17 protein-coding genes are annotated in these 17,950 nt (G+C 70.3%); 7 read left to right on the top strand and 10 right to left on the bottom strand.

Annotated features, from left to right (window positions below; translation table 11 throughout):
• Positions 1-13: 13 nt before the first annotated feature.
• Positions 14-1,708: an alpha/beta fold hydrolase gene (locus tag AB0I43_RS31840; RefSeq protein ID WP_356976301.1), complete on the bottom strand. Its 1,695-nt coding sequence runs from the start codon at positions 1,706-1,708 to the stop codon at positions 14-16.
• Positions 1,709-1,884: 176 nt separating this feature from the next.
• Here AB0I43_RS31840 and AB0I43_RS31835 point away from each other — a divergent pair, with 176 nt between their 5' ends.
• Positions 1,885-2,829 carry a YihY/virulence factor BrkB family protein gene (locus tag AB0I43_RS31835; RefSeq protein ID WP_356976300.1) on the top strand — a complete coding sequence of 315 codons (945 nt, stop codon included), beginning with the start codon at positions 1,885-1,887 and terminating at the stop codon, positions 2,827-2,829.
• Between the two features lie 4 nt (positions 2,830-2,833).
• On the opposite strand, the gene AB0I43_RS31830 is transcribed toward AB0I43_RS31835, so the two are convergent.
• The 7 genes from AB0I43_RS31830 to AB0I43_RS31800 all read right to left on the bottom strand — a co-directional run bounded on the left by AB0I43_RS31830 (position 2,834) and on the right by AB0I43_RS31800 (position 10,078).
• On the bottom strand, positions 2,834-4,414 hold the full coding sequence (locus tag AB0I43_RS31830; RefSeq protein WP_356976298.1) for a succinic semialdehyde dehydrogenase: 1,581 nt from the start codon (positions 4,412-4,414) through the stop codon (positions 2,834-2,836).
• Between the two features lie 81 nt (positions 4,415-4,495).
• Positions 4,496-6,079, bottom strand: a complete 1,584-nt coding sequence (locus tag AB0I43_RS31825; RefSeq protein ID WP_356976297.1) for an acyl-CoA synthetase — start codon at positions 6,077-6,079, stop codon at positions 4,496-4,498.
• 16 nt (positions 6,080-6,095) lie between these two features.
• Complete coding sequence (locus tag AB0I43_RS31820) at positions 6,096-7,331, bottom strand: hypothetical protein (RefSeq protein WP_356976296.1); 1,236 nt, start codon at positions 7,329-7,331, stop codon at positions 6,096-6,098.
• Positions 7,325-7,873, bottom strand: coding sequence for a nuclear transport factor 2 family protein (locus tag AB0I43_RS31815; RefSeq protein ID WP_356976294.1), 549 nt, complete (start codon positions 7,871-7,873; stop codon positions 7,325-7,327). The genes AB0I43_RS31820 and AB0I43_RS31815 overlap by 7 nt, the downstream gene beginning before the upstream one ends.
• Positions 7,873-8,091 (bottom strand): ferredoxin, encoded by a 219-nt coding sequence (locus tag AB0I43_RS31810; RefSeq protein WP_357433165.1) that lies wholly within the window; start codon positions 8,089-8,091, stop codon positions 7,873-7,875. The genes AB0I43_RS31815 and AB0I43_RS31810 overlap by 1 nt, the downstream gene beginning before the upstream one ends.
• Positions 8,088-8,873, bottom strand: a complete 786-nt coding sequence (locus tag AB0I43_RS31805) for an SDR family oxidoreductase (protein ID WP_356976292.1) — start codon at positions 8,871-8,873, stop codon at positions 8,088-8,090. The genes AB0I43_RS31810 and AB0I43_RS31805 overlap by 4 nt, the downstream gene beginning before the upstream one ends.
• Positions 8,873-10,078: a cytochrome P450 gene (locus AB0I43_RS31800; RefSeq protein WP_356976290.1), complete on the bottom strand. Its 1,206-nt coding sequence runs from the start codon at positions 10,076-10,078 to the stop codon at positions 8,873-8,875. Before AB0I43_RS31800 ends, AB0I43_RS31805 begins: the two co-directional genes overlap by 1 nt.
• Positions 10,079-10,380: 302 nt before the next feature.
• Between AB0I43_RS31800 and AB0I43_RS31795 the strand changes: the two genes are divergently transcribed.
• From AB0I43_RS31795 to AB0I43_RS31770, 6 genes are all read left to right on the top strand, one after another.
• Positions 10,381-11,853 (top strand): aldehyde dehydrogenase, encoded by a 1,473-nt coding sequence (locus AB0I43_RS31795; protein ID WP_356976288.1) that lies wholly within the window; start codon positions 10,381-10,383, stop codon positions 11,851-11,853.
• An 84-nt stretch (positions 11,854-11,937) separates the two neighbouring features.
• Entirely contained in the window at positions 11,938-12,687 is a 750-nt protein-coding gene (locus tag AB0I43_RS31790) for an SDR family oxidoreductase (protein ID WP_356976286.1), read from the top strand.
• Positions 12,684-13,562: an NAD(P)-dependent oxidoreductase gene (locus tag AB0I43_RS31785; RefSeq protein WP_356976284.1), complete on the top strand. Its 879-nt coding sequence runs from the start codon at positions 12,684-12,686 to the stop codon at positions 13,560-13,562. The genes AB0I43_RS31790 and AB0I43_RS31785 overlap by 4 nt, the downstream gene beginning before the upstream one ends.
• A 28-nt stretch (positions 13,563-13,590) precedes the next feature.
• Positions 13,591-13,992: a carboxymuconolactone decarboxylase family protein gene (locus tag AB0I43_RS31780; protein ID WP_356976282.1), complete on the top strand. Its 402-nt coding sequence runs from the start codon at positions 13,591-13,593 to the stop codon at positions 13,990-13,992.
• Between the two features lie 13 nt (positions 13,993-14,005).
• A complete protein-coding gene (locus AB0I43_RS31775; protein ID WP_356976280.1) occupies positions 14,006-15,475 on the top strand; it encodes an FAD-dependent oxidoreductase in 1,470 nt (489 codons plus the stop codon).
• A gap of 22 nt (positions 15,476-15,497) precedes the next feature.
• Positions 15,498-16,091: a TetR family transcriptional regulator gene (locus AB0I43_RS31770; protein WP_356976278.1), complete on the top strand. Its 594-nt coding sequence runs from the start codon at positions 15,498-15,500 to the stop codon at positions 16,089-16,091.
• A gap of 2 nt (positions 16,092-16,093) precedes the next feature.
• Here the strand turns inward: AB0I43_RS31770 and AB0I43_RS31765 are convergent, their stop codons facing one another.
• Together AB0I43_RS31765 and AB0I43_RS31760 are read right to left on the bottom strand one after the other, a co-directional pair.
• The gene (locus tag AB0I43_RS31765; protein ID WP_356976276.1) at positions 16,094-16,843 is read right to left on the bottom strand and encodes an SDR family oxidoreductase; all 750 of its coding nucleotides are present in this window, start codon (positions 16,841-16,843) and stop codon (positions 16,094-16,096) included.
• Between the two features lie 215 nt (positions 16,844-17,058).
• A complete protein-coding gene (locus tag AB0I43_RS31760; RefSeq protein WP_356976275.1) occupies positions 17,059-17,940 on the bottom strand; it encodes a sigma-70 family RNA polymerase sigma factor in 882 nt (293 codons plus the stop codon).
• Between the last annotated feature and the right edge of the window lie 10 nt (positions 17,941-17,950).

Below are 17,950 nucleotides of genomic sequence, written 5' to 3'. Positions count from 1 at the left end.
ACCGGGAGGCCCGCTACCGGTCGGACCGGCAGCCGATATCGTCGTCCGGAAGCCGTTCGTGCACAAGGTAATCCACGACCGCACCAACCGCGCAGGCACTGGTGGCGGAAATCGAGCCCGGCAGCCCGGCAGGCATGGTCTGCGGAAGCACCAGATGACGCGGCGTGCCCGACACCGTGATCAGGCGAGCCTGCGGGACGGCGGCGCGGACCGCCCGCGCCCCGGCGATCGGCGTCACCGGATCCCTGTCGTTGCCGAGCACCAGAGCCGAGCTGATGTGCTCGAGCGGAGCCGGATTCGGCGCGCGATGCGGCGCGGGCCAGAACGCGCACGCGGCCGTGAAGCCCATCCCGAGGTAGGTCAGGGGCGCGCGCTCGGCGAGTTGCTGTGCGGCGGTGACGATCTCGTCCAGGTCGTGACTCCACCCGGCGGCATTGCAGCTGCGGGCGGTCCACCAGCCGACCCGGGAACCGGCTTGGACGACATCCTGGCCCAGCTCACCGGCCAGGGGCGTGACCCGGAAAGCCATGGCCACGTTCAGTTGCGCGGCCAGCGAGGGCCGATCCAGCGCGTCGCGCAGGAGCAGCAGCTTGCGTTCCAGCGTCTCGTAGGGCCCGTTGCCGACGCCGAAGAGCACGGTGTTCAGATCGTTTCCGCTGAAGCTGCGGCCGAGCGGCAGCGCGATCGGGCGCGCGGTCAGCTCCGCGCGCAGCCGCGTAAGCGCGGCCAGCACCGACTCGCGGTCGGCGCCGAAGGGCGTGCCGCGCGTGGCGAGCCACGGGCCGAAGGACCCCTCGAGGGTCTGCTGCTGGGCCAGGATCCGGTCGCGCAGGCCGTCGGCGAGCGAGCGGGACGGGTCGATCACCGAGTCGAGCACCAGGCGGTCGATCCGGTCCGGGAACGTGCGCGCCAGTTCCAGCCCGAGCGCCGTCCCCTGGGAAGCTCCGAGATAGCTCCAGGTCGGCACGCCCAGCAGCGATCGCACCAGATCCAGGTCGCGCACCGTCTGCCAGTAGTCGACGACGCCGAGGGTGTTCGCACCCGCCGCGGTGCGCTGCACGCACGCCTGGATCCACGCTCGGGCCTGGGCCAGTTGCCGATGCACCGACGCGGCCGCGAAATCCAGGATGTCGGCGGCGTCGTTGCGGCCGGTCGCGAGCAGTTGCGGATCCCCGGAGACGTTCGCGTCGCAGTCGGCCGCGGTGCCCGACCCGCTGGTGCCGCGCGGATCGAAACCGATCAGGTCGTAGGAGTCGCGCAGCTCCGGCAGCGCGGCGGCCCACTGGATCGGGTTCAGCAGGGTGCCCGCTCCGGCGCCGCCGGGACTGGTGAGCAGCACGCGCCCGGTCCCCGGCCCCGGCAGGCGTGAGATCTCGAAACTTACGGTCGGCCCGCCGGGATCCGCCCAGTCCAGCGGCGTCGACACGCGCGCGCATTCCAGTCCGTCGAGCAGTGTGGCCCGGGCCGCGGCCGCCACCGCACCGTCCAGCAGATCCTGAACGCCGGTGGCTGCGCACGGTTGCCAGGCGAGTTGCTGCCCCGCGACGGCCGGCGGCGGCCAGGTGGATTCGCCGGAATCGGCGATCACCTCCGGTGCCGCCGGAGCGAATTCGAGGTTCCACGCACCCGCCTGGGCGGTCCCCCTCGAAAGATCCAGGGCGAGAACGAGAACCGAAACACCGATGGCAGCCTTCGCCGAACACCGCACAGGTGACTCCCCCCATCCCGCGACAGATCGTAGTCAATTTAGCCGCTCCGGAATCGGCCCGCCACCGCAACCGAGCGACCCCCGCCGGGTTTCGCGCACCCGGCAGTGGGCAAAACTAGACCTCGGAGGTGTTGCGGCGACGGGTAGGACGGTGGCGGTTGAACAGGGTCGGGCTCTTGCGCAAACGGCGGGTGCGGGTGCTGGTGCACACGGCGCGCGTCGCCTGGTCGGACGAATTCTCCGATCGGGCCGCGACACTGACCTACTACAGCATGCTGTCGCTGTTCCCCGCGCTGCTGATCGCGATCGCGGTGCTCGGCATGCTCGCGCCCTCCTCCAGTGACACCCTGGCGACCGCGGCGCAGCGGCTCGGCCCCGACGAGGGCCGCACGGTCCTGATCGAGGCGGTCCGGCATCTGCAGGAGACCAAGGCGTGGTCGGGCCCCGCGGCGATCATCGGTATCGGCTCGGCCATCTGGACGATCTCGAATTATCTGGGCGCGTTCATGCGGGCCGCGAACGCGCTCTACGAAGTGCCGGAGAGTCGTTCGTTCGCCCGGACGATCCTGCTGCGGGTGGCGCTGAGCCTGCTGATGGTGGCCGCCATCGTGACCACGGTGGTCGGCTTCGCCGTGACCAGCGGCGCGGCGGTGCATCTGGGCGAGATCTTCGGCCTGGGCGACACGGGCCTGACGATCTGGCGCTTCGCCCAGTGGCCGGTGCTGGCGTGCCTGGCCAGCGCCGCGCTGGGGCTGGTGTACTGGATCGCGCCGAACGTGCGCGGCCAGCGGCTGCGCTGGGTCACCTCCGGCAGTGTGATCGCGGTCGCGGCCTGGATCCTCAGCTCGGCCGGTTTGTCCTACTACGCCTCGCATTTCGATTCGTTCGACAAGGTCTACGGCTCGGTGGCGGCGGTGGTGATCGTGCTGATCTGGCTGTGGCTGACCAATTTCACGCTGCTGCTGGGCGCCGTCATCGACGCCCAGGTGCACCGGCAGCGCCGGTTGCGCCGCTACCGCGCGCCGGTGCGCGTCACCGCGCAGCCCCGCCCCGGCCTGCGCCGGGAACTCGAGGCGCGGGTGGCGCCCGCACCGGTGCCGGAGCACGCCGGCGTCTCCTGAGTCCTCAGCGCAGCCGCATGCGGCGCATGAGCCGCAGCGAGGTCAGGGTTATCCGCAACTGCTTGTCGTAGGGCATGCCGTCGCGGGCCGCCATCACCTGCCGCTTCTGCACGCCTACATTGATCGTGTCGGTGTATTTCAGTAGCCCCTGATCGCCGTGGCGGGTGCCGACGCCGGAATTCTTGACGCCGCCGGACGGGGTGGCCTTGGCCGCGTAGGTGGTGACGAATCCGTCGTTGATATTGATGTTCCCGGCCTCGAGCCGGTCGGCGATCCGCCGGGCGCGGTGCAGGTCCGAGCTCCAGACGCTGGCGTTGAGACCGTAGTCGGTGGCGTTGGCCAGGCGGATCGCCTCCTCGTCGTCGGCGACCCGGTAGACCGCGGCGACGGGACCGAAGGTCTCCAGGGTGGCGTGCGTCATCTCCGGGGTGACCTCGGTGAGCACGGTGGCCTCGTAGAAGGCGGGTCCGATGTCGGGGCGCGCCCGGCCGCCGGTGCGCACGGTCGCGCCCTTGGCGCGCGCGTCCTCGATGTGGGCGGCGACGCGTTCCAGGTGCTGCACCGAGACCAGTGAGCCGAATTCCGGTGTGTAGTCGTAGGACGCGCCGATCTTCGCGTTCAGCCCCTCGGCCGCGGCGACGAACCGGCGCACGAATTCCTCGTAGCGGCTCTCGTGCACGTAGATGCGTTCGATGTGCATGCACGCCTGGCCGGAGTTGGCGAACACGCCGAAGGTCGCCCCGGGGATCACCTCGTCCAGGTTCGCGTCCGCGCAGACGATCATCGGATTCTTGCCGCCGAGTTCCAGGCTGCAGCCGATCAGGTTGCGACCGGCGGCCGCACCGACGACGCGGCCGGTGGCGGTGGAACCGGTGAACATGACGAAGTCGGCGTTGTCGATCAGCGTCGGGCCGACCTCGGGGCCCTCACCGCAGACCACCTGGAACAGGCCCGCGGGCAACCCCGCCCGGTACAGCAGCTCGACGCCGAACAGCGCGCACAGCGCGGTCTTGTTGTCCGGCTTGAGCACCACGCCGTTGCCGGCGATCAGCGCGGGAATCGCGTCGGAGAGCGCGAGCGCGAACGGGAAGTTCCAGGGCGCGATCACCGCGACCACGCCTTTGGGCCGGTGCTCCTCGGTGGAGCTGGTGAGCACCGGCATCGGCCCGCCGCGCCGCTTGGGCCGCAGCACCTTGCGCGCGGTCTTGAGGTAGTGGCTGATCACCATCGGGACGTCACAGGATTCCTCGACGGCCATCCGCCGGGCCTTGCCGCAACCGATCTGGATCAGATCGGCGGTGGTTTCGCACTCGGCCAGCAGCAATTCGTGCGCGCGCTCGAAGACCGCCAGCCGGCGCCGCAGCGGCCAGGCCGCCCACTCACGCTGCGCCGCCCGGGCTTTCGCGTAGGCGGCGGAGATGTCGTCCGGCTCGGACTGCGGCAGCATGCCGACCGGCGCGCCGGTGTAGACCTCGATCATCTCGTACGGGTCGCCGCCGCCCGCCGCCACGAGGGCCGTCAGCCGCTCGATCAGGGCCGGGGTGATCCGCCCCGGCAGGGTCGCGCGTGTTTCGGTGGTACTCATCCTGGGTGCCTCCATCAGTTGATGCCGCGAGCTGCTCGTGCGTGAGTCTGCACCGCGCGCGGCGGGAACGCACGCCCAGCGCTACTCCACCTGGTACGCCGGTTCATGCTGTGCCGCATACTCTTTCGCCCACCGGTAATCCGGCTTGCCGCTCGGCGAGCGCACCACCTGGTCGGCCAGCCACACCCGGCGCGGAATCTTGTATCCGGCCAAGTGCTTGCGCACGTGCGCCTCGAGATTGCCGAACTCCATCGCCCCCGAGGTGGACAGCACGGCCGCGACCTGCTGGCCCCAGCGCTCGTGCGGCACCCCGATCACCACCGCGTCGTAGACGCCGGCGTGCGCCTTGACCACGGCCTCGACCTCTTCGACGAACACCTTCTCGCCCCCGGTGTTGACGACCATGTTGCCGCGCCCGAGTAGGGTGAGGGAACCGTCGGCTTCCCGGCGCGCCCGGTCGTCGGTGACCACCATCCGCGTGCCGTCGACGGTCTTGAACAGCTTCTCGCTCTTGACCGGGTCCTTGTAGTAGCCCAGCGGCACCGCGCCGGTCTTGGCCAGCCAGCCCTCCTGTTCCGGCCCGACCGGACGGCCCGTGTCGTCGACCACGACCGCGCCCCGCCCGGTCTGCACCCGCGGCCCGCGACCGGGATCGTCGCTGCGCTGCGCGAATCCGATGCCGCCGAAACCGGTTTCGGAGGACCCGATGGAATCGGTGACCACGGTCGAGGGAAACAGCTCCAGCAGCGTGTTCTTCACCGACTGCGACAGCAGCGCCGCGCCGGAGCCGATCGCGAGCAGCGAGGACTGCACCGGCCGCGCCCGGTAGGCGTCGATCAGCGGCCGCGCCATGGCGTCGCCGGTGATCACCAGCACCTGCGGCGCGCGTCGCGCGATCACCTCCCACACCCGCCCCGGCTCGAAACGCGGCTCGAAGAGCACCGCGTTACCCGACCACAGCGCGGTGAAGGTGGGCATCATGGCCGCGGCGTGGATCAGCGGCGGCAGCACGAACCACATCGCCTGCGGATTCCCCGCGCCCAGCCGGGACTGCTGGTACTCGTCGGCCACGGGTTCGTTGGTGTAGAAATCGATGCCGCCGCCCAGCACCCGCCACATGTCCTCCTGCCGCCACATCACGCCCTTGGGCAGGCCAGTGGTGCCGCCGGTGTACATCATGAACAGGTCGTCGGCGGTGCGCGGGCCGAAGTCGCGCTCCGGCGATCCCGCCGCCAGCGCCTGCTCGTAAGGCACCGCGCCCCCGCCGGTTTCGCCGACGACGATCAGTTCGCGCAGCGAGTCCACCGCCGGGGCCGCCGTGTGCACCGCCTCGGCGTAGGCGTCGTGGAAGATCAGCGCTTGCAGGTCGGCGTTGTCGTAGACGTAGCGCAGTTCCTCGGCGCGATACCGATAGTTGATGTTGATCGGCACCGCGCGGATCTTGAAGCAGGCGATCAGCGTCGCCAGGGTGGCGATGCCGTTGTGCATCTGGAACCCGACGTGCGTGCCCACGCCGATCCCGGCCGCGGCCAGGTAGTGCGCCAGCCGGTTGGCTTCAGCGTCCAGTTCGGCGAAGGTGAGCTCGCGCTCACCTTCGATCACGGCCGTCCGGTCCGGCATCGCGTCGGCGGAGTGCTCGTAGAGGTCGGCGAAGTTGTTGGCCATGCGAGGGTCCTCGTCTCTACACCACGGTGAGCGGCAGCGGGATGCCGCGGTCGGCGAAGCGGAAGGCCGCGCCTTTGCTGAAGCGGGTGATCGCCACCTCCGTAGCTTCCCGGAACGGCTGTGCCGCGAAGGCGATTTCGGCGCTCCAGCCGAATTCGTCGGCCGCCACGCCGCGGATGAAGCAGTGCGGGTCGACGCCGCGCGCCATCGCCTCCAGCGGAGCCAGGTGCGCGGCGTCGAGCAGGGCCGGCCAGACGCCGTCGGACTGCGCGCCGCTGCGGCGCGGCAGCCGGACGGACACCGAGTCCGGCGTCTCGCTCACCACGACACCGGTGTAGGACTGGGGATTCCAGGCCGGATGCAGCCGCAGGACGGCCGCCACGGCGGCGGGCCCGCCGTCGAGATCCAGTGCGGCGCGGATCCTTTCGGAGGTGATCCCGGCGATGCCGGCGAATTGTTTGCGGCCGATCTCGGCGGCCTGGTCGGTCCGGGCGCGCACCGCGATCAGGAAGCCCAGGGTCAGCAGGTGATGCTGCAGGCACACCTCCTCGGCCAGGCGCACCAGCGCCGACTTCGAGAAGTCCGGGAACCGCAGGTCGCTGAGCAGCGGCCCCGCGTAATCGCCCTGTCCCTCGTCGCGCGGATCGATCTCGGCCAGTTCCAGCCGGGCGGCGCAGGAGTCGGCGACCAGCTCGGCGTTCGGCGGGACCGGCGGCGGGACGTGGGCCGGGTCGATGGTGACGCGCCACGCGCACATCGGATGCCGGTCGGCGGGCGTGCGCGGCGGCCGATGGATCGGGCGCACCTGCGCGTACGGATTGGTGGCCAGGGCGGTGGCGTCGAAAGTCGGGTCCTCCATGTCGTGGCACATCGCCACCACGAACTCCGGGCCCATCGGCTCCACATCGAGCAGCGCGCCGCAGTGATCGAGCCAGAATTCGCCGTGATCGTGATCCTCCACCCGGTAGCGGAAGTCCATGAACTGCGGCGGCGCACCGATATCGAGCTGCAGGCCCTTGAAGATCGTGTCGACCCCGTCGCCCTCGATGCCCAGGGCCGCGCGCATGCGCCGGGTGTAGACGGGGCTGGCGACCTGCCACTCCTCGATCGCGACCGCGGTCATGCCCGGACGTCCGAACGCGGCGATGCAGTGCGCCATGCCGGATCGATCGATCAGGTGCCCGCACAGCAGCAGTTCCGGGACCAGGCGCGCCAGCGTCGCCCGGTCCAGCTCGGCGAAATTGCTCACCACAGCGCCGCCGGCGCCTGACCGATCGGATACCAGCCGGGCAGCGGACCCGACACCGAGCGCTGGATGCGCTGCTGCATCCCCTCCGACAGGGCGTTGTTCTGGATCATCTCCACGAACATCGCCGAGACGTTGCCGAAGTCGAAGAAGTCGCGCTGCCAAGACCATTGGAAGTCGCCGCCGTAGCGGAACCAGCTGCCGCCGATGCCCTGCGGCGAGTAGTGCGTGCCGTCGGGGCGGGTGCGCTCGGAGATCTGTTTCCAGAGTCCGATCACGCTGCCGCCGCGCTCGTCGACGACGAAATCCTGGTACGGGTAGGTCCAGCCCTCCAGGCCCTGCATCTCCTGGCCGAGCGCCAAATCCCGGATCTCCGCGCGGCCGACCGCCATGAATTCCTGGGTGGGTCCGTAGTTCCAGCCGTAGGTGGCGTCCTCGGTGTACATCTCGGCGAGCGGCTTCCAGTCGCCCTTCTCCTCGCAGCGCTGGTTCTCCAGCACCCAGCGGCGCACCATCTCGTCGAGTTCGGTACGGGGGTATCCGGTCATCACCGGGCTCCTTCGGTTCGGTCGGCGGGCCTGATGGCCAGCGCCTGGGTGGGGCAATAGCGGACGGCACGCCGCACGTCCGCGGAATCGGCTGCGGGGTCGGCGATTTCGACCTGGCCGTGTTTGGGCACGGAGAAGACCTCCGGCGCTTCCTCCTGGCACACCGCGTGTCCCTGGCACAGGTCCAGATCGACGCTCAGGCGCGTCGCCTCGGTCATCGCGGGTCCTTCCGCAGCGGCGCCTCGGGCTGCACCTCGACCAGCACTAGGTGCGCGCCGCGCGGCGCGCTCACCACCGCGAGGACGGCGGCGGCCAGATCCTCGGCGCGCAGCATGTAGGGATGGCGGGCGAACCCCCAGTCCTTCCACGCCTGCAACATCGGCCCGACCACCTCGGGCGTGGAGTTCATGCCCATGCCGGTCAGCGTCGGCCCCGGCCGCACCAGCGAGGCGCGCACGCCGGTGCCCTCGAGCTCCATCCGCATCTGGCGCGCCATCGCCTCGAGTCCGGATTTCGCCGCGCTGTAGGCCCCGGTCTGCGGGCGCGGTTCGTCCGCGCAGTCGGAGCTGATGAGGACGACATCGCCGCGCTGCCGCTCGATCATGCCCGGCAGGACCCGGTGCGCGAGCCGGTGCGCGCCGCCCAGGTGCACGGCGATCTGGTGCAGGAAACGCTCGGGGTCCATCTCGTGCACCGCGCCGAACTCGATGTCGCCGGCTCCCGAGACCAGGATTTCGATTGGGCCCACGGCCTTTTCGGCCGCCGCCACGAACTCCTCGACCGAGTCCGGGTCGGTGACGTCGAGCCGGTGCGCGAACGCGGTGCCGCCGTCGGCGGCGATCTTCTCCGCCAGCTCCTGGCATTTGTCGACCCGGCGCGCGCCGAGGGCGACCGGATGCCCGAGCCCGGCCAGCGCGACCGCGGTGGCGGCCCCGATCCCGGAGGACGCGCCCGCGATCAGGGCGGGCCTGCGCTCGGGGTTGGGTGCGAAACGGGGCATTACCTGACCTCCACGGAGATGGGGAGCTTCGCGAATCCGCGAACATTGCTGGAGTGCACGCGCTCGATGCCCGTGGCGTGCACGTCGTAGGCGCGGACCCGGGCGGCGAATTCGCCCAGCGCCACGGTGGCTTCCAGGCGGGCCAGGTGGGCGCCGAGGCAGAAGTGCACGCCCGCACCGAAACTCGCCAGCGCGGACTTGTCGGTGCGCTCGATCCGGAAGCTGTCCCCGTCGGCGAAGACGTCTTCGTCGCGGTTGGCCGAGCCGATCAGCAGCAGCACCTTCGCGCCGGAAGGGATGGTGCCGTAGGGATATTCGATATCGGTGGTGGCGGTGCGGGCCAGGATCTGGCTGGAGGTGTCGTAGCGCAGGGTCTCCTCGATCCAGTCCGAGACCAGGTGATCGTCGGCCGCGACCTTGGCGTACTCCCCCGGATTGCGCGCGCCCCAGTACAGGGCGTTGCCGAGCAGTTTGGTGGTGGTCTCGTTGCCCGCCACCACCATCAGGAACATGAAACCGATGATCTCCTCGTCGGTGAGCCGGTCGCCGTCGGTTTCGGCGTCCAGCAGCGCGGAGGTCAGATCGTCGGCGCGGGCGCGGCGGCGCTCGGCGACCATGTCGGCGTAGTAACCGATCAGTGTCATCGAGGCTTTGGCCGCGGCCATCGGGATGTCGAGGACGCCGTCTTCGCGGTGCACGACCAGGTCGGCGAGCCGGCGGATCTCGGCGCGGTCGGCGGCGGGGACGCCCATCAGTTCCGAGATCACGTCCATGGGGAGCTTGCCCGCGACCTCGTCGATCCAGTCGAACGCCCCGCCGGCGAGCGCCGGTTCCAGATAGGACAGCGTGAGTTCCCGGATGCGGCCTTCCATTTCGGCGACGCGCTTGGGGGTGAAGCCCTTGAAGACCAGCCGGCGCAGGCGCAGGTGCCGCGGGTCGTCCATGGCCAGGAACGACATCACCCGGTGCGCGTGCGGGCCGTAGGCGGCCGGATCGAGCGAGACGCCGTTGGCACTGGAGAGCCGGGCCGCGTCCCGGAAACCGGTAGTCACGTCGGCATGCCGGGACAGCGCCCAGAAACCGAGCTCGGTGTTGTGGTAGAGCGGCGCCTCGGTGCGCAGACGGTGATACGTGGGGTAGGGATCCTCGTGGAAGCGATAGTCGTACGGGTCGAAAATCAGCGGCTCCACCGACGCGGCAGTCATCACGCACACTCCTCGTTCGAGAACGCGTTCTCGCAGGGCGACAGGCGGCGCCCGACCGTGGGAGACACATAGCTGGACATGTGTCTGGACGGTACCCGAGTCCGGACCCCTCGACAATGATTCGACCGCATCGACACCAGAATTCGCAGGCAGATCGACAATCGCGACGGAAACCGCCAACCCTGACCGCAGCGTCGCGGCCCGGCACGCGCTACGGTGCGATCACTGGAACTCGTTCTTGCATCGTTTCGGCCGTCCAGACTATATTCCGTACACGTGTCCAGACAGGAACGGAGCATTCGATGACGAGCCTCCTCCCGCACGGCGGGGCGCCGATGCTGATCGGCGGCAAGCTGATCGACGGCGGCAACGGCGTTTTCGCCACGATCAACCCCGCGACCGAGGAGGTGCTCGGCACCGCCGCCGACGCGAACGCCGCCGACCTCGACCACGCCATAGCGGCCGCGCGCACGGCCTTCGACGACACCGACTGGTCGCGCGACCACGCCTTCCGGGCGCACTGCCTGCGCCAGCTGCGCACCGCGCTGGAAGCGAATGTCGAAGAGCTGCGCGCGATCACGGTCGCCGAGGCGGGCGCGCCGGTGATGTTCACCCGGGGGCCGCAACTCGAGGGCCCCATCGCCGATCTCGAGTTCGCGGCCGGCCTCGCCGAAACCTACAGCTGGGAAACCGATCTCGGCACCGCCAGCCCGATGGGTATCAAGAGCCACCGGGTGCTGCGCCGGGAAGCCGTCGGCGTGGTCGGCGCGATCACGCCGTGGAATTTCCCGCACCAGATCAACTTCGCCAAGCTCGGGCCCGCGCTCGCGGCCGGGAACACACTGGTGCTCAAGCCCGCCCCCGACACCCCGTGGTGCGCGGCGGCGGTCGGCGCGATCATCGCCGAGCACACCGACATCCCGGCGGGCGTGGTCAATATCGTGACCTCGGCCAACCACGCGCTCGGCGCGCAGCTCACCGAGGATCCACGCGTCGACATGGTCAGCTTCACCGGCTCCACCCAGACCGGCCGGGCGGTCATGCGCGGCGCGGCGACCAACCTGAAGAAAGCCTTCCTCGAACTCGGGGGCAAGTCGGCGGCCATCATCCTCGACGACGCGAATCTCGCCGCCGCCGTAGGCGTCACGGCGTTCTCGGTGAGCGTGCACGCCGGACAGGGCTGCGCGCTCACCACCCGCCTGCTGGTGCCGCGCGCGGCCTACGCCGAAGCCCTCGAGATCGCCGCCACCACCCTGCGCGGGATCGTGCCCGGCGATCCGAGCGCGCCCGGCACGGTGTGCGGGCCGCTGATCTCCGCCCGCCAGCGCACCCGGGTCGAACGGTATCTGGAGCTCGCCCGCACCGAGGGCGGCCGGATCGTGGTCGGCGGCGGCCGGCCCGAAGGACACGAGCGCGGCTTCTTCGTCGAACCGACCCTCATCGCCGACCTGCCCAACACCGCGACCGTCGCCCGCGAGGAGATCTTCGGCCCGGTGCTGGTCGTCATCCCGCACGACGGCGACGAGGACGCCGTCCGCCTCGCCAACGACTCCCCCTACGGCCTGTCCGGCTCGGTGTGGGGCACCGACCCCGAGCGGATCCGCCGCGTCACCGACCGCGTCCGCACCGGGACGCTGAGCGTCAACGGCGGCATCTGGTACTCCGCCGACGCGCCCTTCGGCGGCTACAAGCAGTCCGGCATCGGCCGGGAAATGGGTGTGGCCGGGTTCGAGGAGTACCTGGAAACCAAGCTGATCTCGAGCAGCGCGGTGTGAGCTCAGGGCCCGGAGGCGGTAGCACCGCGTAACCACGCAGGGCCCAGCGAACACCGCCATCAGACACAGGATAGGAACGAATCCATGGCCCGTTTCACCGGGAAATCCGCCATCGTCACCGGCGCGGCGCAGGGCATCGGCGCCGCCTACGCCGCCGCGCTCGCCGCCGAGGGCGCGAAAGTCGTCGTCGCCGACCTGAACGCCGAGCGCGGGCAGGCGACCGCGGAGAAGATCACCGCCGACGGCGGCACCGCGGTCTTCCGCCGCGTCGACGTCGCCGACCCCGAATCCGCCAGGGAGCTCGCCGAATTCACCGTCGCCGAGTTCGGCGGCATCGACCACCTGGTCAACAACGCCGCCATCTACGGCGACATGAAACTCAACCTGCTGCTCACCGTGGACTGGGACTACTACAAGAAGTTCATGGCGGTGAACATGGACGGCGCGCTCAACGTCACCCGCGCGGTGTGGAAACACATGCGCAAGAAGGGCGGATCGATCGTCAACCAGTCCTCCACCGCCGCCTGGACCTACTCCAGCTTCTACGGCCTGGCCAAGGTCGGCGTGAACGGCCTCACCCAGCAGCTGGCCTTCGAACTGGGCGGCAACAACATTCGGATCAACGCCATCGCGCCGGGACCGATCGACACCGAGGCCACCAAATCGGTGACCCCGGAGCCTATCGTCACCGACATGGTCAACCGGCTTCCGCTCAAGCGCCTGGGCACCCCGCAGGATCTGGTCGGCGCCTGCCTCTATCTGCTCTCCGACGACGCGAGCTGGGTGACCGGCCAGATCTTCAATATCGACGGCGGACAGGTGTTCCGGGCATGACGGATCGGATCGGATTCATCGGGCTGGGCAATATGGGCGCGCCCATGGCCGAGCGGCTGCTGGCCTGGCCGGGCGGACTCACGGTCAGCGACATGCGCGCCGAGGCGATGCGGCCCTACGCCGATTCCGGTGCGGCGACCGCGTTCTCGGGCGCGCAGGTGGCCGAGCAGTGCGCGGTGATCAGCATCGTGGTGGTTGACGACGACCAGGTGCGGGCGGTGCTCACCGGCCCCGACGGCATTCTGGCCACGGCGAAACCGGGCACCGTCGTCGCCGTGCACTCCACGATCAGCGACCGGACCGCCGAGCAGCTGGCCGTCGAATGCGCCTCGCACGGCGTCGAATTCGTGGACGCGCCGATCAGCGGCGGAGCGCCCGGCGCGGCCGGCGGACGGCTCGCGGTCATGGTCGGCGGCAGCGAAGCCGCCTTCCAGCGGGTGCGCGAACCCTTCGGCGCCTTCGCCGATCTGCTCGTGCACGCCGGACCGGTCGGCGCGGGCACCCGGATGAAGCTGGCGCGCAACCTGCTGCACTTCATCGCCTTCACCGCCACCACCGAGGCCCAGCGCCTGGCCGAGGCCGCCGGACTCGACATCACCGAACTCGGCAAGGTCGTCCGGCACTCGGATGCGGTCACCGGCGGACCCGGCGCGATCATGTTGCGCGACAGCACCGCACCCATCGCCGCCGGCGACTTCTGGCTGCCCATCCTCGAACACGTCCGGAACCTGGGCGAGAAGGACCTGTCCCTCGCGCTCGACCTCGCCGACCGGGTCGGCGTCCGGCTGCCCCTGGCCGAACTGGCCATCGACCACCTGGGCCCGGGCCTGGGCGTCGGCGCCGGAACGATCGCCGCCGAGCGCTCCAAGTCCTGACCGTCCCCCTGCGAAAGCGTGAAACCCCATGAGCGACAGCACGACCAACGGCGACTCCGTCCGGGAACGCGGCCTGGCCAAGATGGCCGAGGTCTACGGCACCGAATTCCAGAACTATCCCGGCGACCACTTCGCGATGACCGCCGACCACCTCTTCGCCGAGGTGTGGTCGCGTGCGGGGCTGAGCATCCGGGACCGGCGCCTGCTGCTGCTCGGCGCGCTCACCGCGCAGAACCTGATGGACACCGCCGGCATCCAGATCGGCGCCGCCCTGCGCAATCAGGAACTGACCGAGGCCGAACTGCGCGAGATCGCGCTGTTCCTCTGCTACTACGTGGGGTGGCCCAGCGGCACCAAACTCGACATCCTGGTGAGCACGATCGTGGCCCAGCAGAAGAAGGCCGCCCGCAAAGAACAGTCCGAGAAGTAAGGATCCACCGATCATGGTCGACACCACCACCATTCGCCCGCTGCGCGCCGCCGAGATCACCGACTGGGATCTGCGCGCCGACGTGGTGATCGCCGGGTACGGCATCGCCGGGGTCTGCGCCGGAATCGAGGCGGCCCGGGCCGGCGCCGAGGTGCTGATACTGGAGCGCACCGGAGGCTGGGGTGGTGCGGCCGCGATGGCCGGCGGGCACATCTACCTCGGCGGCGGCACCGCGCTGCAGCAGGCGCTGGGCTTCGAGGACTCGCCGGAGAACATGGAGAAGTTCCTGCTGGCCGCGATCGGACCGGGCGTGGACAAGGCGCGCATCGCCGACTACTGCAAGGGCAGCGTCGACCACTACAACTGGCTCGTCGCGGCCGGCGTGCCGTTCCGCGAAGTGTTCTGGGGCGAGCCGGGCTGGGAGCCGCCGAACGACGAGGGGCTGAACTATTCTGGCGGTGAGAACGCCGCGCCGTTCAACGCGATCGCCACGCCCGCGCCGCGCGGGCACGTCCCGCAGATGACCGGCAAGCGGGTCGGGCAGCGCAGCGGCGGCTACATGCTGATGAAGCCGCTGGCCGACACCGCCGAATCCCTCGGCGTCCGAGCCGAATACGACACCCGCATCCGGCGGCTGATCGTCGACGAGCACGATCGCGTGGTCGGCGTGCTGGCCACCAAGTTCGGCCAGGAGGTCACCATCCGCGCCGAGCGCGGCGTCGTGCTGGCCACCGGCAGCTTCGCCTACCACCAGCAGATGGTCGAGCAGTACGCCCCGCGCCTGATCGGCCGACCGGCCGCCTCGATCGAGGAGCACGACGGCATCGGCATCCGGCTGGCCCAGGCCCTGGGCGCGGATCTGGCGAACATGGACGCCACCGAGGTCGCCTTCTTCGGCGACCCGCAGATGATGGCGCGCGGCATCCTGGTCAACGGCCGCGGGCAGCGCTACGTCCCCGAGGACACCTACGGCGGTCGCATCGGCCAGCTCACCCTCATCCAGCAGGACAACCAGGCATATCTGATCCTCGACGAAGCCGCCTACGAGGCGGCGCTGGCCACCGAGACCGCCACGCCGTTCTTCCGCCAGCCGCCCAAGTGGGCCGCCGAGACCGTCGCCGAACTCGAGTCCGAGATGGGCCTGCCCGAGCGCGCGCTGCAAGCCACGGTCGACACCTACAATCTGCACGCCGCCCAGGGCTCGGATCCGCTGCTCGGCAAGAAGCCGGAATGGGTTCGCCCACTGACCGGTTCGCTCGCCGGCTGGGACATGCGCGGCTTCACCGGCGGGTTCACCCTCGGCGGGCTGCGCACCGACCTCGACGCGCGCGTGCTGCACGTGTCCGGCGAGCCGATCGCGGGCCTGTTCGCCGCGGGCCGGTGCACGACCGGCATCTGTACCGGCGGCTACGTCAGCGGGGCCTCGCTCGGCGACGGCAGCTTCTACGGGCGGCGCGCGGGTGTCGCCGCCGCCAAGAATTGACCCCCGAGTAGGATTCAGACACATGTCCGAAGCGCAGTCCATCGACGGTACCCCTCTCATCCGGGAGGCGACCCGCCGTCGCCTCACCGGCAAGCAGGCCGACACTGTCGACCGGCTGACGCGATCGGCCGTGGAAGTGCTTGCCCGCGAAGGTTTCGCGGGCATGACCATCCGCTTGGTCGCGGCCGCCGCCGGCGTCGGCACGGCGACGGCCTACACCTATTTCTCCTCCAAGGAACACCTGGTGGCCGAGATCTTCTGGCGCCGCCTGGTTTCCAATCCGTCGCCCGCCAGCGAGGATCCGGACCCCACGGTCCGGGTCGTCGCCGAGCTGCGCACCATCGCCATGCTCGTCGCCGACGAGCAGGAGCTCTCCGGCGCCGTCACCAGTGCACTGCTCGGCCGCGACCCCGACGTCGAGCACCTGCGCACCCGCATCGGCGCCGAGATCCGCAAGCGCCTGATCCGTGCGCTGGGCCCGGATCCGGATCTCGAGGTCGTCGAATCGCTGGAACTCGTCTACGCCGGGGCCCTGGTCCGCGCGGGCATGGGGTACGCCTCCTACTCCGAGATCGCCGACCTCATCGAGAAATCCGCGCTGCACATTCTCCGGTAGGGCTAGCGCCCGCCGGCGACATCGAGGAAAGTGCCGGTCACGTACGACGATCGATCGGACAGCAGCCAGAGGACAGCTTCGGCGACTTCGTGCGGCGTGCCGCCCCGGCCCATCGGGAGCGTGGGGGCGAGCCGGTCGACGCGACCGGGTTCGCCGCCGTCGGCGTGCATGCCGGTGTAGATGAAGCCCGGGCGCACCGCGTTCACCCGGATCCCCTCCGCCGCCACCTCGAGCGCGAGGCCCCGGGTGAAGGTGTCCAGCGCGCCCTTGCTGGCCGCGTAGTCGACATACTCCCCCGGTGCGCCGAGCCGGGCCGCGGCCGAGGAGACGTTCACGATCGCGCCGCCCGCGCCGCCGTGCGCGGTCGACATCCGGCGGACCGCCTCGCGAGCGCACAGCATCGGGGCGATGACGTTCACGGTCATGATCCGGTGCAGGCGATCCGCGTCCAGTTCCTCGGCGCGGCATTGCTTCTCGAGGACGGCGGCGTTGTTGACCAGTCCGCGCAGCGCGCCGAACCGGGCGTCGACCACGTCGAACAGGGCCTCGATCTCGCCCGGCACCGCCATATCGGCCCGCACGGCCACCGCTGTACCGCCGTGGGTCGCGATCTCCGCGCAGACCGCCTCCGCCGCCACCCGATCGCGCCGGTATGTCAGGCACACCTGTTCGCCGCGCCGACCCAGCTCCAGCGCGACGGCAGCGCCGATCCCCCGGCTGCCGCCGGTCACCAGCACGCATCCGAAATCCACTCGTCTGCCTTTCAATCCGACGCTGTACCGCCCTGGGCCGCGCAGACCGCCGCCCGCCGTCCTCGTTGTCACGGTACCGCTGCCGTCCGCTCGTCCGGCTCGCTCTCTCAGCGGGTTTTTCTTCGTTGCCGCCCTAGGCGCTGACATAGTTAGATGCGCATATCTACACCTCTGGATGCCCTTACGAGTTCGAGGCGGGCCACCCACTCCGGCGTTCAGGCGAGTTGCTCCGGCAGGATCGCGATGTCCAGATCGCGCAGGCGCACGGGGTCGGCGATCACTTCGTACGCGGCGACCCTCCCCCGGTCCACGGTGACGCGCACGGCCGAGTGCAGGACACCGCCGGGCGCGACGACGATGCCGACCGCGCCGTCGAGCAGAGCCACCACCGCGACCTGCGAACGACGCTGGAGCACAAGGGTTTCCCCGGCCACGGCCTGGGCTCCGCGCACCACGACGGCCATGCCCGGCGGCAGGGCGGCGGGATCAGCGGTGCGGACCACCTCCGGAGCGAGCACCGCCAGCAGCGCCGACAGGTCACCGTCGCGAGCGGCCGCGAGGAACGCCGTCACGACGTCGCGCTGCTCGACGAGTTCGGCTACGGGAGTAGTGGATTCGCCGCGAACCCGGAGCCGGGCACGGCTGGCGAGCTTCTTCGTGGTCGCGGCGGTGCGGCCGACGACGGGCGCGATCTCACCGAAGGGGACGGCGAACATGTCGTGCAAGACGAAAGCGACCCGTTCCTCGGGCGTGAGCGCGCCGAGCACCACCAGCAGCGCCCGACCGACCGAATCGATCAGGACCGCCTCGTGCTCGGGATCGCGCTCGGGACTGATCGCCTCGCCCGCCGGATCGAGCGGTTCCTCCCGGCGCGCCACGCGCGAGCGCAACATGTCCAGGCAGATCCGCGACACCACCGTCGTCAGCCAGCCGTCCAGGTTTTCGATCGCACCGGACTCGGCCCGCGCCAACCGGAACCACGCCTCCTGAACCGCGTCCTCGGCCTCGGCCACCGAGCCCAGCATCCGGTAGGCCACCGCGCGCAGCCGCGCACGCTGCGCGTCGAACCGCTCCCCCAGCCCGTCCTGACCGCTCACCCGGCATCCC

It is taken from the genome of Nocardia sp. NPDC050435 (assembly GCF_040655395.1).
GTDB lineage: Bacteria > Actinomycetota > Actinomycetes > Mycobacteriales > Mycobacteriaceae > Nocardia.
The sequence above is the reverse complement of the archived record's forward strand: the minus strand, read 5'-3'. Positions and strand labels throughout refer to the sequence as shown.